Origin of the sequence: Novosphingobium flavum, assembly GCF_014230315.1 — a bacterium.
In the GTDB taxonomy this organism is placed as follows: Bacteria; Pseudomonadota; Alphaproteobacteria; order Sphingomonadales; family Sphingomonadaceae; genus Novosphingobium; species Novosphingobium flavum.
The window spans coordinates 173,387-186,916 of the sequence record NZ_JACLAW010000006.1 but is presented as its reverse complement, the minus strand read 5'-3'; the positions used below and the strand labels follow the sequence as shown (position 1 = coordinate 186,916).

At 62.1% G+C, this 13,530-nt stretch carries 14 protein-coding genes; 5 read left to right on the top strand and 9 right to left on the bottom strand.

What is annotated here, in order from left to right:
* Nucleotides 1-139: 139 nt before the first annotated feature.
* Genes H7F51_RS09380 through H7F51_RS09370 form a run of 3 tightly spaced genes read left to right on the top strand, consistent with a single transcriptional unit; the run spans nucleotide 140 to nucleotide 1,056 of the window.
* Nucleotides 140-514: a hypothetical protein gene (locus H7F51_RS09380; protein WP_185663990.1), complete on the top strand. Its 375-nt coding sequence runs from the start codon at nucleotides 140-142 to the stop codon at nucleotides 512-514.
* Nucleotides 515-790: a DUF5985 family protein gene (locus H7F51_RS09375; RefSeq protein ID WP_185663989.1), complete on the top strand. Its 276-nt coding sequence runs from the start codon at nucleotides 515-517 to the stop codon at nucleotides 788-790.
* The gene (locus H7F51_RS09370) at nucleotides 790-1,056 is read left to right on the top strand and encodes a DUF5985 family protein (protein WP_221774077.1); all 267 of its coding nucleotides are present in this window, start codon (nucleotides 790-792) and stop codon (nucleotides 1,054-1,056) included. Before H7F51_RS09375 ends, H7F51_RS09370 begins: the two co-directional genes overlap by 1 nt.
* Nucleotides 1,057-1,106: 50 nt before the next feature.
* On the opposite strand, the gene H7F51_RS09365 is transcribed toward H7F51_RS09370, so the two are convergent.
* A complete protein-coding gene (locus tag H7F51_RS09365; protein WP_185663988.1) occupies nucleotides 1,107-2,444 on the bottom strand; it encodes an SLC13 family permease in 1,338 nt (445 codons plus the stop codon).
* Between the two features lie 57 nt (nucleotides 2,445-2,501).
* Here H7F51_RS09365 and H7F51_RS09360 point away from each other — a divergent pair, with 57 nt between their 5' ends.
* Nucleotides 2,502-3,380 carry a hypothetical protein gene (locus tag H7F51_RS09360; protein ID WP_185663987.1) on the top strand — a complete coding sequence of 293 codons (879 nt, stop codon included), beginning with the start codon at nucleotides 2,502-2,504 and terminating at the stop codon, nucleotides 3,378-3,380.
* 50 nt (nucleotides 3,381-3,430) lie between these two features.
* On the opposite strand, the gene H7F51_RS09355 is transcribed toward H7F51_RS09360, so the two are convergent.
* On the bottom strand, nucleotides 3,431-3,988 hold the full coding sequence (locus tag H7F51_RS09355) for a DUF305 domain-containing protein (protein WP_185663986.1): 558 nt from the start codon (nucleotides 3,986-3,988) through the stop codon (nucleotides 3,431-3,433).
* Between the two features lie 812 nt (nucleotides 3,989-4,800).
* The gene (locus H7F51_RS09345; RefSeq protein ID WP_185663985.1) at nucleotides 4,801-6,450 is read right to left on the bottom strand and encodes a GH35 family beta-galactosidase; all 1,650 of its coding nucleotides are present in this window, start codon (nucleotides 6,448-6,450) and stop codon (nucleotides 4,801-4,803) included.
* A gap of 340 nt (nucleotides 6,451-6,790) precedes the next feature.
* On the opposite strand from H7F51_RS09345, the gene H7F51_RS09340 reads away from it, so the two are divergent.
* Nucleotides 6,791-7,813, top strand: coding sequence for an IS110 family RNA-guided transposase (locus tag H7F51_RS09340; RefSeq protein ID WP_185663984.1), 1,023 nt, complete (start codon nucleotides 6,791-6,793; stop codon nucleotides 7,811-7,813).
* A gap of 442 nt (nucleotides 7,814-8,255) precedes the next feature.
* Here the strand turns inward: H7F51_RS09340 and H7F51_RS09335 are convergent, their stop codons facing one another.
* The 6 genes from H7F51_RS09335 to H7F51_RS09310 form a co-directional block, all read right to left on the bottom strand.
* Nucleotides 8,256-8,684: an OsmC family protein gene (locus H7F51_RS09335; protein ID WP_185663983.1), complete on the bottom strand. Its 429-nt coding sequence runs from the start codon at nucleotides 8,682-8,684 to the stop codon at nucleotides 8,256-8,258.
* A gap of 456 nt (nucleotides 8,685-9,140) precedes the next feature.
* Nucleotides 9,141-11,117, bottom strand: a complete 1,977-nt coding sequence (gene rlxS, locus H7F51_RS09330) for a relaxase/mobilization nuclease RlxS (RefSeq protein ID WP_185663982.1) — start codon at nucleotides 11,115-11,117, stop codon at nucleotides 9,141-9,143.
* 264 nt (nucleotides 11,118-11,381) lie between these two features.
* Nucleotides 11,382-11,738 (bottom strand): hypothetical protein, encoded by a 357-nt coding sequence (locus H7F51_RS09325; RefSeq protein ID WP_246448061.1) that lies wholly within the window; start codon nucleotides 11,736-11,738, stop codon nucleotides 11,382-11,384.
* 218 nt (nucleotides 11,739-11,956) lie between these two features.
* Nucleotides 11,957-12,556 carry a lytic transglycosylase domain-containing protein gene (locus H7F51_RS09320; RefSeq protein WP_425491019.1) on the bottom strand — a complete coding sequence of 200 codons (600 nt, stop codon included), beginning with the start codon at nucleotides 12,554-12,556 and terminating at the stop codon, nucleotides 11,957-11,959.
* Nucleotides 12,553-13,137 (bottom strand): S26 family signal peptidase, encoded by a 585-nt coding sequence (locus H7F51_RS09315; RefSeq protein WP_185663980.1) that lies wholly within the window; start codon nucleotides 13,135-13,137, stop codon nucleotides 12,553-12,555. Before H7F51_RS09315 ends, H7F51_RS09320 begins: the two co-directional genes overlap by 4 nt.
* A complete protein-coding gene (locus tag H7F51_RS09310; protein WP_185663979.1) occupies nucleotides 13,124-13,363 on the bottom strand; it encodes a helix-turn-helix domain-containing protein in 240 nt (79 codons plus the stop codon). Before H7F51_RS09310 ends, H7F51_RS09315 begins: the two co-directional genes overlap by 14 nt.
* Between the last annotated feature and the right edge of the window lie 167 nt (nucleotides 13,364-13,530).

Genomic DNA, 13,530 nt, shown 5'->3' with positions numbered 1-13,530 from the left:
CCGGAGGACGACGCGCCCCAAGCGCTGAGCCCTTCTCCGGATCTATCTGCCATGTCCTGAAATGAGCGGGCGGGTTGACGCATTTCGATTCGCCGCCCAGAGTCGGGCAACCGGCAGGCAAAGAGGAGCACGCGGCGAGGTGTCTATCCCCGCGCAGGACGTTCAGACATTTATCGCCGCCAGTTTTCGTTCCGTTTGGGCGCTAGAAGTTCTATGTCATCTGAGGGCACAACGGGACCGCTGGGTTTCGGCACAGGCACTCGTTGAGGCCCTACGCGCGAGCAGCTTGGTGGTGGAGCAGAGCTTTTCCAACCTTATCGCAGCCGGCCTGCTGATCCGCGACGAGGCCGGTCGCGTGCAATACGCCCCCGCAAATGCAGAGTTGGACACTCTCGTTGAAGCTTGTGAGCAGCTTTATCAAAAATCTCCCAGCTCAGTGCGACGGCAGATCGTTGCGGCCGCCAACCCGGGCATTGCCGCCTTCGCCAACGCGTTCCGGCTCAAGGATCAGTAGATGGACGAGCTTTTTCCCACGATCGTCTACCTGCTTTGTTTCATCACGAGCGCAATCTGCGCGGGCTTGCTCGGGCGCGCCTTCCGCCGAACCACTGCCAGAGTGCTGCTATGGAGCGCGATCTGCTTCGCGTTCCTCGCTCTCAACAATCTGGTTGTCGTGATCGACCTGGTGCTTCTCCCGGATGCCGTGACACTCACCCTGCCTCGCCATCTGCTCTCGATCGCCGCGGTCAGCACGTTGATCTTCGGCTTTATCTGGGACCTGGAACGCTGATGCTGAACTCCTTTCTGGCCGGCACGATCACGATGGGGTTCGCGATTTGCGCGCTGTTCTTCCTGCGCTTCTGGCGTACCACCCGCGACCACCTGTTCCTCGGATTTGCGCTGGCGTTCTTTTTGCTGGGGGTTGGCCAGGCGCTGCTTGGCCTGTCAATTGTTCCTGAGGAGGAGCGCAGTTTTCTGTATCTTTTCCGCCTCGTTGCGTTCGTGATTATCATCGTCAGCATATGGCGGAAGAACGGGGAAACCGGCCGAGGCTAGCGCTGATCCGGGTGGCTCGCTATCAGCTCCACTGGACCCCGCACGGGGGCTCAGAACGGAAAGAAGTGGTGGATCGCAATCACCGCGACAGCCCATGTCAGGAGGTTCAGCGGCAAGCCCACCCGCACGAAGTCGGTGTAGCGGTACCCACCCATCTGGTAAACCAGCACGTTGGTCTGATACCCGAACGGCGTGGCGAACGCCGCGCTTGCCGCCATCATGATCGTCACCAGGAAAGGCCGGGGGCTGACCGCGAGACTTTCTGCCAAAGCCACCGCGACCGGCGTCAGCAGCACGGCCACCGTGGCGTTTGAGAGTAATTCGGTGAGGAGTAGCGTGACTCCGTAAAGGAGGATGAGGGCCGCGAGAGGCCCGACCCCATTGACGGAGGCGACCATCCACCCGGTTGCCTCGGCGGCAAGTCCGGTTTGCTCCATGGCGATGCCGATGACGACCATGCCAGCGATCAGCAGCAGGATTTCCGGGCGCAGGCCTGCATATGCCTGGTCGGGCGAAATGACCCGCAGGAGTATCAGGAGTATTGCTCCGGCAAAGGAAGCGGCAGCGATGGGCACGAGGTCGAGCGCTGCTACCGCGATCACGCCTATGAAAACTGCCACTGAAACCATCGCGACGCCCGGTCGGAAGGGGTGGACCGCGGCATAGACCCGCGTGTCCTCGAGCGAATCCCCGGTGAGGTCGACATGGCTGACGGGGCGCCGCTCAATGTCGGATGCGCCATCGGCGTCCGCAGACCCGGGTTCTGCCGGGCAGCTGCCGCCGCTTACCAATTTCCCGGTGAACAGCATGAGGTAAAGGCCGCCTGCGAGAGCCATGGCCAAGCCCACCGGAGTAACCTCGAAAATGCCGAAGGGGGCCTGTCCTGACGAACGTGCCATGTCATCGACCAGCAGGTTCGTCGAGGTGCCGATCAGTGTGCAGCACCCGCCGAGCACTGCGACGTAGGACAGCGGCATCAGGAAACGGCGCGGATCCAGGCCAATTGATTTCGCCACGTCGCGGATGACCGGGGCGGCCACGACGACGATCGGCGTGTTATTGAGGAATGCCGAACCCACCCCCGACAGGGAGATCAGCCCCCAGAGGCCGGCCGCGCCGGTGCGTCGGCACAGCACGACCGCCTTTTCGATGGCCTTGTCGAGCAGGCCTGAAAGTTCCAGCGCGTGAGCAATCACGAACAGGGATGCTAGCGTGAGGATTGCGGGGCTGGCGAATGCGCCCTGAACTTCGCTAGGGCGCACCGCCCCTGTCACCAGCAGAATGGCCGCGCCGGTCAGCGCTACGACGTCTGCGCGCATCTTGTCGGCAATGAGAACCGCGACGACGCCTGCCAGGACGACAAGGGTTATGATCTGTTCGAGCGTCATGAGTTGTCCGGCTTACCGGCAGATGACGCTGCGGACAATCGATGCTAGGTTTCAAGGATGAAGGATACGTCCGGAACGCAATCAAGGCTTCGACAAAGTGTCATCGCCGGGCTTTCACTTGCATTCCTGGCGTCGTTTGCCGCCGGTTGTCGTGGTGGAACTGAGCCGACAGCAAAAGAAACGGTGCCCGCGAAAACTTCCAATTTGCCCACCCCACAGGCGCTGCCAGCGGCAACGATTGCGCCGGTCGGACGTGCAGAACTGTTGGCGGCTGTAGCCTTGGCCGCAGACGAGATCGCTGCCGGCAGTGGTCTGCCCAAGGCAAATACGGAGCTCGTCGGCCGGACCTTCGACGTGCGGCTGCCGTTTGGCTGCAACGGAGCCGTGTCTCCGGATTGGGGCGAATGGAGCATCGATCCCAGGACCAGGGTTCTTCGTATAAGCGTCCGCCCGGAGCTGACGGGCGATAATCAAACAATCAAGGCCCTTGGGGCGGGACTTGCCTACGATGCCGCCGAAGGCTTTTGGGTGGCGCGTCCTTGGACGCGTTCGGAAAATTGCCCAACGCCTTTGCCCCCTGAGGCTGGGCCCGCTTTGCCTGTCGAAGGTCGAGTGCCAGTCCCGGCCCCCGATGCGTCGCCAATGCGCACGTTTGCCATTGTCCAATATTTTTCACCAGAGGCGCCCCGGACACTCAGGCGCGGTTCAAGGCCCTATGCCTACACCGGCAAAGTACCGGAAACCCAGACCATCGGAACAAGGGGTTTCCGCCTGAAGCTGACCGGCCGTATTCGCGGTTACGGCGACGGACAGCCGATACATTGCGTCGTGACCACACTATCGAGGCCTCCGGTATGCGCCGCCTCAGTCGAATTCGCGCGAGTGGTGCTGGAGAACGCAGATACGGGCGAGAGCCTGGCTGAATGGGGGGGCTAGGCGTTCTCCCTGCCTGCGGGACGCGATAAGAAAGCGTTCTTGAGCGGAGCCTATTGAACGCTTTGCGCAATTTCTGCACTCATCGCAGGCGTTACGGTCGCGGGGATTGGAGGAAGCGGCGCGGAGCCGCGGGGGCCATGACGCTTGATGTCGGCCGTCAGTATTTTCATTTCCTCGATCTCTCGAACCTGCCCCGCAATGATTTCATCTGCCAGCTTGCGTACCCGTGGGTCTGATATGCTTGCTTTGCGAGCGTTGTTGATGGCGATGGAATGATGCGGAATCATGGCGTTCATGAAGGCCGTGTCGTCGACCAAAGCTTGTGTGCGGTTCAATACCAAAAGGATGGCCGCGACCGCTATCCCGCTCCAAAGTACTGCAACCTTGATGGCGCGCGGGTGGTACATGTCCCACATGAATCCGAGCATGATGGCAGTCATGACGCCGCCCATGATCAGCGCCGACAGGAACCGGTTCAGGCTGAAGTAGGCGTGGTCTGTGCTGTAGACGAGCTGGTACATCAGGATAAACATGACAGCAGTAGAGACAACGATCATCGCTGCAAGACGACTCCACCCCATCGACCCGGGTTGATCTGTGGTTGGCATTAACATTCTCCAAGCTGTCTCAATCCAACGCTTGAAGCTCGGCTTTGTTCTGGCGTTAAGCCCTCATCGCACGGCATCACGTGCTGCGTGGGCATATTTGGTGAATGCCAAATCGATGTCAGTGGCCGGCTGCCATTTCGGCGCCGAACGGCAAATCGGCCGGCTCGCCTGGCCGGGCTCAAGCGGCTCGATCACATTGCGTTGATAGGCAGCTTCAGGAAGCGGTGCCCCTTTGCGGTTGGCGGGGGCATGGCTCCGGCGCGGATATTCACCTGCAAGGACGGCAGGATGAACTGCGGTGCTTCCAGCTTGGCGTCGCGTGCCTGCCTCATGGCGACAAAGTCAACCTCGGCGTGGACATCGATGATGCGCTCACCCTGTCGGAGCGCACCGAAATCTAAGCCAGCGCCGGCTCCCCGATCCCTTCGAGGAGCCGGTCTCACCGCGTGAACGGCCGGCAGCCAACAGGGAGCTGATCCGAGGGCTCGAACGACGGCTTCGTTGAGGCGACCTGCCGTAACCGGACCATCCGCACCTAGGCATCGGCTTTTGGCGTCCGAACGGCAAAAATGGGTCGAACATTGGTAAGCGGCAGCTGGGACAAAACTGCCGTTATCGCTCGAGTCAATGAATGGCGGCTGTAGGTGAGAAAGTGGTCACTCGTTGCAAATTACGGTTGGCTGATTCACGGCTTTCGGCACCTCCTTCTGAGGCCCGAAAGGTCGGCAATATAAGGTGGCGCAATGGCATCGTCGAATTGATGCCATTGCGCTGGCTTGCCAAAGTCAGACGCTGACGGACAAACCAAATATTCACCCTGTCTTTCGCAACAGTCGGATGCGAACAAGTCCAATGCGGTCCATGGGAATGATGGTCAGTCGCTCGTCCCCATTGATGACACGCCCTGCCTTCCAGCCATCTTCGGTGAAGCGGCCTTCCTCGACCCGGTCGATTTCGGCTAGGCCTGCCCTGTCAGCAAAATCTACCGAGAACCCGCGCCCCATGACCAGAAAGCTGTCATTGCCCTCATCGATGACAAGGCCGAATGGACGGCTGTCACCCGGCGCTGGCTGGCCATGCTCGGTCTCGCTAGGCAAAGGCGGGGGCGCAAGGGGCGCCTGAAGCCCAGCATCCAACAGCATTTGTTTGAGCAATACCTGCGTCTCGCGCAAAGTGATTGTGTAACCGCCCAGATGGACTTCGGCTGGTTTCCCGTCGTCGATCAGAATTCCGGCAATACGCTTTTCCGCCTGCGCCCGCGTGATGACTCCATCCATATTGGCCAGCAGCGCATAGGCCTGCGCCAACTGGCTGTCTGGCTTGCCATCCTCGATGCCAAAGATGGAATAGCCCAGCGCGCCATGCTGGCCCAAGGCCCAGAACAGATTGCCGGTGCGGAATTGCGCCTCGGGCACAAAGAGTGGATTGCCCGCGTGGTCATAATCGGCCAGCGGCACTTTGGCATCGGGTACGTAAATGTCAGGCGAGAGCATGTCGAGCGATGGGGCCGCAGCCTTCCATATGTCCAGCACCCGCTTGGCCGGACCACCGCTGGGATATTGTCCCGCGATCGGCTGCCCTTCCTGCGGCCCCAACCAGCCATTGACATACATGGGCAGAGGCAGGGCCTTTTTGCCCTCTGCCGCCAGCGCCTCCATATAGCGGGCGAAATGCCACGCCATGAAGACCTCTTCGGCCTGCCAGTCCGTGCCGAAGACCTGCGCCCAGGTTCCACTGGTGCGGCGCCCCTGACGCGCCCAAGACTCCGCCAGTTCGGGGCGCAAAGCCTGCCGATGTGCGTTGAGATATTGCAGTAGGGATGAGGGTACTTGCTGCCCCCATGCCGCATTGGCCAGTGATGAGTGGTCCCGGCTGTCATGCAACATCCCGGTTTCGTTGTTGACCTGCACCATGATGACGCGATGATCGGGATCCGCCTGCGCCAGGTGTTTCATGAAAGCGGTAAAAGCGCGGCGGTCGGCATTCAGAAGTTCCGGCGAGAAAACCGACAGCACCGGCTTGGGCATGGCGCCGGGATAGGTGAAGGCCTCTGCGAACTGCCCCTTTGCAACGGCGCGGGGGAAACGGGCAGGATTGGCGCGTACCCAAGTCGGCGCGTAGGTCGAACTGGCATTCTTGAATGCACCAAACCAGATCAGAACCAGTCGCATATCGTGCTTTCGGGCCTGTGCAATCTGGGCATCGATCAGCGTATAATCATAGCGGCCTTCCTGCGGTTCGAAATCCTCCCAACTGGCCGGGCTGACCACCGTGCGGACATGCATTGCTTTCAATTTGTCCCACACCGGCTGCATATAGTCGGAGTTGGAGGCGCTGGAATTGTGCAATTCGCCGCCTAGGGCGAGGTATGGCTTGCCATCTACAAGCAGTTGGCGGTTCCTGATGACCGGCAATTCCTCGGCATGGGCAGTAGGAAGGAGTGCGCCCGTCGCCACGGCCATCAACATGCTCCGCAAAATCCTATTCACAATGCAGCCCCTCTTTGATGTCCGCTCAGTGGCGCATAAGGCAAAAGTAGAACTAATGTTCTGATATGGCAATGGGGGCTCTTGCCGAGTGCCATCCAATTTGTGGGACGACTGATTGTACGGCAGCTTTCGATACAAGCGATCGTTCGAGTGCCTAATGCCTACCGGCTTGAGCTGGTCGCGAGTTGCCGGAATCGGAAAGTCTGCACCTGAGGCGCAAAAATTGTCCGCTGAGCGTCTGGCAATGATGACGTGGACGGCTCTCCAACCCTTCCGCAGGATGACCTGCGGATGAGCCGGAAGGAGAGCCACGATGGGAACAGTCACGACGATTGGTTTGGACCTCGCGAAGAACGTGTTCCAGGTGCACGGTGTGGATGCCGATGGTGCGGCGGTATTGCGCCAGCGATTGACGCGCGGTCGCATGCTGAAGTTCTTCGCGAAGCTGCCGCCTTGCTTGATCGGGATCGAGGCCTGCGCCTCATCACATTTCTGGGCGCGTCAGCTCATGGCGCTGGGTCATGATGTAAAGCTGATGCCGGCGCAGTATGTGAAGCCGTACGTCAAACGCGGCAAGAATGATGCTGCCGATGCCGAAGCGATCTGCGAAGCGGTGACGCGCCCGACCATGCGTTTCGTCGGGATCAAGTCACCGGAACAGCAAAGCGCGATGATGTTGCATCGTGTTCGCCTTATTCTCAACCGCCAACGGACACAGCTATCCAACGCCCTGCGAGCGCATATCGCAGAGTTTGGTATCGTCGCGCCAATCGGCAGGAATGGAATCGACCAACTTCTCGATATTGTGGCTGACACGGAAGACGCTCGTTTACCCACCGATGTCCGGACCTGCCTGGACATGCTGGCAGCCCAACTGCGCATTGTGAAAGAGCAGATCCTCGAGAATGATCGCCGGATCATGGCAAGTGCGCGGGAAACGGAAATCGGCCGGCGGCTGATGGAGATACCAGGCGTTGGACCATTATTGGCAAGCGCGATCGTTGCGACTGTCCCTGATCCCTCAATCTTTCGCTCAGGCCGCGACCTAGCGGCTTGGATCGGGCTGGTGCCTCGACAAAACTCCAGCGGCGGGAAGGAACGCCTTGGTGGCATCACGAAGGCAGGACATCGCTATTTGCGGCAGATGCTCATCGTCGGTGCTGTGGCGGTCATTCGCTTTGCTGAGCGCCATAAGTCGAAGCGGCCCTGGCTCGTGCAGTTGCTGGCGCGCAAGAAGGTCAAGGTTGCCGCCGTGGCGCTCGCCAACAAGAATGCCCGCATGATCTGGGCGATGATGAGCAACGGCGAACGGTACCGCGAGCCGCAGATTGCATAGAATATAGCGCTCAGCGCTGACGATGTTGGGAAGGGCGGACAGGAGCTAATGCACAAAGTCGGTTGAAACCGCCGGATCGGGAAAACCCATGTTTCGACCCAGCACCTCGAGTGCGCGACAATGGTCGGGACCCGAGCCGCGCTAATGGCATTACGACCAGCAGCACATATGCTGCACCAACAGGTCGGACACATGGCCGCACCAACCAACGACGCAAAGCTCAATATGCCACTTGCCAACGGAGAGCCGTCCACACAGGGTCGGACGCGGGAGCCGACAACGCCGCATGCTAACGTCAGCTTCCGGCCTCGCCAGTTCGAAAGGAGCCATTCCGGATCGCCCAACCTTTCAGGCATCGGGGCCCAAGATCACCTGATCGGCAAGTGGATCCATGAGAAGGGCGCTACCGCCCGAGAATTCTAAAGGCGATGCGCCCCGTCAGTCAGTCCCCAACCTGAACTTCGAGGCTCATCTCGGCGTTCAGGAGTTTCGAGATCGGACAATTCGCCTTCGCCCCTTCAGCAAGCGAGCGAAACTCTTCGTCCGCAATCCCGTCCACCTTGGCTGACAGAACGAGATCGGACCGGCTGACCCGGAACCCCTCACCGTCCTGCTCGAGCTTGACGCGCGCGGTCGTCTCAAGGACGCCGTCCGTGATGCCGCGCGCCGCCAGGGCGAACGACAGGGCCATGGTGAAACAGCTGGCATGAGCAGCGGCGATCAACTCTTCCGGATTGGTGCCGGGCTCGTTCTCGAACCTCGTCCCGAACCCGTAGCGCTGCTCGGACAACACGCCCGACTGGGTCGACACCCACCCTTTGCCGGCCTTGCCCATCCCCTCGTAGCGAGCCTTCGCAGTGCGGGTAATCATGATCGGCCTCCACATCTCTGAACCTGACTGTGCCCAGAACCGGTATCAGACGATTTGGTTTCGGAGGAGTGACTCCAGGCAGGCTGTGAGAGTGACCCTACCGATGTCGGCCTGGGGGCTGTTTGCAACAGAAGCGAAGCCGTGCCAACGTCGGCTCGCCTCACCCAACGTCGGCACGACCGGGACGTGCTTTTGCCGCTCCGGCCTCAGGTAATCAAAGTCCCCCTGACCCATAACGATGAAACGAACCGGCAGGGTGCATCGCCTAACCTGCCGAACTGGCGCCGTTCGATGCTTGGCCCTGCCCCAGAACCGCAACCGCCGCAATCCGAGTCGCAGCATCCGCAATCACCCGCTTAATTGCCTCGATGCTGCCAGGACCGCCCGACAACGGTGTCGAAAAATGATGGACACAAGAACTCCCCCGGAAACCTGATGGCCTGCAAACATTGGGCACTAATATGGAATTTCCGGCCCGGCTCGACCCCGCCCGAATTTCCAACTGACGCCATCTGCGCGCATGATTCCGGCGACCGCCTTGCCAAGCTGGTTCTCCAGCACAGGTCGCCAGGGGACCAGTGTAAATTCCCGGCTATTTTCGATGACCGCGAAGCGCCCGCTCGTTAGGTCGATCTGGCGCATCAAGCGGCCCTCGATGGCGGTGCCGCTCCGCGCCTCGACAAACGGCTTGCCCAGCTCGCTTTCCAATTCGCCGGCCGCGCGCAACAACTCGCGCCGCTGAAGCATCATGATCGAGTTGGCGCGAAGCCGAATGCGATCGCCATCGACGTCCGCGAGTTGTCGTTCAAGCAGCCATTGCTGTCGGCTCGCCATCGCCGCCCGAACTTCGCGCCCAAAACCGGCGTCACGGATCGCAAGCGGCGACTGGGACGCCAGCTCCCGGTCGACCCAGGTTGCCGCGTCGGCTTCACGAAGCTGGTCCAGTGGCCGCGCCGACAAGGTTTCCACCTCGACCGGCCGATCCCGATGGCGGCGTACCTCATAGGCGGCGGCACGATCGACATGGTCTCCCAGGATCGCCCATGTTCCGTCGGCCTCCCGCTCGACATCCGCGCCAGCCCGTCGCATCGCTTCGAGCCGGCGTACATGGGTTTCGGCAAACGCCTGGGTTGCCGAGGGGTCATGTCGCAGATGCAGGTCGGTCGAATATCGTCCGCCGTTCGCTGCCGCCACCTCGGCGACAATGCGATCGGCATCCCGAACCTCCAGGCTTCGCGCCGACACCCGGACGATCGCGCCCTCCGGGATCGGTGCCACAGCGTCGCCGCGTCCGATCTCGACATAATGGGCATGACCATCGACGCCATCGACCAGCAGATAGTGGCGGTCACGATGCTCGTCGGCGAGGCCGCGCGCGATCACCCGGCCGACGACGGACTCCGGATCCGTCTTCCCGGCCCCGAACAGGGTCCGACCGATCCACGACCGCTGGAGATTCCGGGCCGTCAGTTCGCGCTGCATGGTGCGGATGATGTCGCCCCGCTCACCAAGTGCGCGCAGCGTCCCTTCCAGATCGTCGGCGAGCTGCCAGCGACCACCACCGACATTCTCGGCCAATCCCATGTTCGCAAGCTTCTGCAACCGGCCGGCTCGCAGCGACTGCTGGAAGGGATCGCGGTCGGCGGATGTAACCAAGCGATCAGCATCCATCGACCGAAGCAGGCGCCGGTCAATCGCGGTCATCCGCTCCTCACCGATATCGTGGCGAAGCCTCGCCTCGATTTCCTGGTCGGTGCGCGGCCCGAGATCGAGCGTCACCAACTCGGCCGCCCGCTCGCGAATGCCATGCGAGATATACTCGCGGGCGATGATCAGATTCTGGCCGGTGTCATCGACGCCCCGCAGCATGATGTGGGTGTGCGGATGGGCGGTGTTGAAGTGATCGACCGCAACCCAGTCGAGCCTGGTGCCGAGGTCGGCCTCCATCTGCGTCATCAGCCGACGGATATAGGGCTTGAGGTCGGGATACTCCGCGCCGTCCTCGGCCGAGACGATGAAGCGGAACTGATGGCGATCGCCGTCGCACCGTTGGAGGAATGCCTTGCCATCGGCCGTGTCGTACTCGGCGGAATACAGCTCGCCCGGCGCGCCGTCGCGGGTGACGCCGTCCCGCTGGATATAGCGCAGATGCGCTCGCGCGGCGGGCATCCCCTTGCTGCCGATGCGGACTAGGCGCGTTTTCACCACCACGCGACGTGCGCGCATGCCGCCGAACCGATCGCGGCTGGAAAGAAGGCGTCCCATGCTAGCGCCACGGCCGATCCGGCTGCCGTCGAACCGACGATTCCTGACCGCGCCCTTCTCGGCTGATCGTACCGCCGCGCCGACCACGCGGCCGAGGTAGCAGCGGGCTCGTTTCCCACCCTGCTGGCGCTGCCGACCGAGGCGTGGCTTGAACTCGTCTTCGCTCATCGCGCGCCACCGCCATGGGCAGATAGCTCGTGATTTAGCGCCTGAAATGGCGAATTTGCGCCACTTTCACCGACTATATCTCGCGCGATGCGCGCGCTATCTCCAAGAAAAACAATGTGCAGACAATCACTTGGCACCTGTCGCGAGACAGTGCCTTTCTCTTGCTTTCGCCTTTTCCCTTCTCCCCCCCACCCCCGGCTCAAAACAAAGGCCGAGACACGATGCCAACGCGGCACCGCATCCCGGCCCGAAATGCGCAGTTCCTCACGCATCCGCAAATGCCGCCAGCGCTTGTTGGCGCCGCCCGAACTCGCGCTTGCCCATCACCCCGTGCGCGTTTCCATCGCCATCGACGATCATCACCGCGACGAACCACCGGCCGTCCAGTCGCCCCAATATCCGAACCCGATCCGGGTCGATTTCCTCATCGTCGCTGCTCTCATAGGTACCGATCCAGCGTTCCTGATCGCGCGCATCCCAGAGAAAGTCGGCCTCCTCGGCCTCTAGGAACCGATGCGCCAGAGCCTCCCCAGCACCGTGGCCGAACTCGATCTCCAGCCCCGAAACTAGCGCTGCCATCACGCGATCCGACGCCACCGAAATGGGTTGAAACATGCCCATGATCATCTCCTTCGCTTCTGTTCTCCTCATCGAGAACAACTGTCCGGAGACGGGTGACGGAGCGGCTGTCAGGGCCGCAGAGCGAAGCGAAGCGCCGCGAAGCGGACGTGGGGGGAACCGATTTTCGCAGAAAATTGGGGGGCACCCACGGGCCTTGAGAGCCGCTCCGTCACCCGTCATGCTGGGCCTGTCGAGACGAGGCCCTCCCCCGCCCGCGATCATGGCGCGACATTCCGGACCGCGAACAGCGACGCCTGCGGCTCACTTGCCGTGGGCGAGGAGCGGTCCTCGGATACGGTTCGCCGGACAACGAACAGCGGGGGTGGAGCCGCAGATTGGGTGGTCAGCGACATCGGCTGCGATGTACTGCCCACCGTATCGAGATAGGCCACCGTCTCGCCGGGAAGCCGCCGGGTGCCGGCCAGCCAGGCGGCATAGGCGGCCGGTCCCGCATTGTAGGCGCCGAACAATCCCGGATAGCCGAAACGGTCGTACATCAGCCGCAAGAAGAAGGTGCCGGCGAGGATATTGTCGCGCGGATCGTCGGGATTGGTGCCCAATCCGAGGCGCATGCGCATGTCCATCCAGGTCGCGGGCATGAGTTGCATGAGGCCCATTGCGCCGGCGCGGCTGCGGATCGGGCGGCCGTTCAGCGTTGTGTAGCCCCGGCTTTCAGCCTGCATCACGCGCTCGATCCAACTGGCTTGGATGCCGAACCGGGTCGACGCCTCTTCGATCATCGGCCGCCAGCGGTAGACCTCCTCGGCGCGCGCGGGGGTAGCGGCCAGCAGTACGATGGCCGGGAGCAACCGGATCAGCGGGTCCACAGCAAATGCGCCTTGCCGACGACCAGTCCACCCTCTGTCACGCCGAAATAGCGGCCATCGAAGGACGCTGGGCTGTCCGGCATGAGCAGGAAGATCTGACGTCCGCGAAGTCTTACGCACCCGCTCCACGAGGGCATCGGCCGGCCTGCGGCATCGGCGACGCGTCGATTCGCCAGCCACTTCCCGTTGATGAATATCTGTGCTCCGAGCGCACAGACCTCGTCACCCGCCGCCGCCGCGACGCGCTTCACCAGCGGCACATTGGCGGGAATGTAGCGGCGCCGCGCGGCCAGCATCCGCCACGGATCGGGCACCCGCGCGATGACCATATCGCCGGGATCGATGGGCGCACCGGGGGCCACGGAATAGAGGCCGATCGGCGCGCTGGCGCTGGCATTCCAGACCAGGCGCGGGGCCGGCGGAAAGGCAATCGTCAGCCCGAGGAGGGCGATGCCGCCACCGATGATTGCGATCTGGCAACCAAGGATTCGGCGCCGCTGCTTGCCGGCGCGAAGCTGATCGCCCCAGTCCAGCAGCGGCGTGGCAGACCCGCGATTGTCACGCCGGGGCATGGTCACTGCCTCCCACCGACCGGGCCTTCGACCATGCGTCGAGATCGTCGATATGATATTGAACAAAGCGGCTGTGCAGCCGGAAGACCGGCCCCTTGCCGGCGCGCCGCAGACGCTTCAGCAGCCGGCTGGAGAGCTTCAAATAGGCCGCCGCCTGATCGGTATTGAGGTATGGGGAGCCACGTTTGGCGCGGTTCGCGCGGGAAATGTCATCGTCGCTGTCCATACTGACCGTCCGAGTCCGAAAGTGACGGCGATCTGCCGTCGCTGACACCGGGCATGGCGGGCGGGACACTGGCCGGGGAGTGTCGGAATCGCGGCCCCCGTTTCCGACACTCCGTCGCAGGGCGGTCACGACATGCCCCGCGCGTGGTGGCGCGCGGGGCTCGGGGT

What these genes read in the sequence shown, in the direction of transcription:
- H7F51_RS09375 (WP_185663989.1), top strand. Translation starts at nt 515, where the DNA reads ATGGACGAGCTTTTTCCCACGATCGTCTACCTGCTTTGTTTCATCACG.
- H7F51_RS09310 (WP_185663979.1), bottom strand. Translation starts at nt 13,363, where the DNA reads ATGGACAGCGACGATGACATTTCCCGCGCGAACCGCGCCAAACGTGGC.
- rlxS (WP_185663982.1), bottom strand. Translation starts at nt 11,117, where the DNA reads ATGAGCGAAGACGAGTTCAAGCCACGCCTCGGTCGGCAGCGCCAGCAG.
- H7F51_RS09355 (WP_185663986.1), bottom strand. Translation starts at nt 3,988, where the DNA reads ATGCCAACCACAGATCAACCCGGGTCGATGGGGTGGAGTCGTCTTGCA.
- H7F51_RS09315 (WP_185663980.1), bottom strand. Translation starts at nt 13,137, where the DNA reads ATGCCCCGGCGTGACAATCGCGGGTCTGCCACGCCGCTGCTGGACTGG.
- H7F51_RS09340 (WP_185663984.1), top strand. Translation starts at nt 6,791, where the DNA reads ATGGGAACAGTCACGACGATTGGTTTGGACCTCGCGAAGAACGTGTTC.
- H7F51_RS09335 (WP_185663983.1), bottom strand. Translation starts at nt 8,684, where the DNA reads ATGATTACCCGCACTGCGAAGGCTCGCTACGAGGGGATGGGCAAGGCC.
- H7F51_RS09370 (WP_221774077.1), top strand. Translation starts at nt 790, where the DNA reads ATGCTGAACTCCTTTCTGGCCGGCACGATCACGATGGGGTTCGCGATT.
- H7F51_RS09325 (WP_246448061.1), bottom strand. Translation starts at nt 11,738, where the DNA reads ATGGGCATGTTTCAACCCATTTCGGTGGCGTCGGATCGCGTGATGGCA.
- H7F51_RS09365 (WP_185663988.1), bottom strand. Translation starts at nt 2,444, where the DNA reads ATGACGCTCGAACAGATCATAACCCTTGTCGTCCTGGCAGGCGTCGTC.
- H7F51_RS09345 (WP_185663985.1), bottom strand. Translation starts at nt 6,450, where the DNA reads ATGGCCGTGGCGACGGGCGCACTCCTTCCTACTGCCCATGCCGAGGAA.
- H7F51_RS09360 (WP_185663987.1), top strand. Translation starts at nt 2,502, where the DNA reads ATGAAGGATACGTCCGGAACGCAATCAAGGCTTCGACAAAGTGTCATC.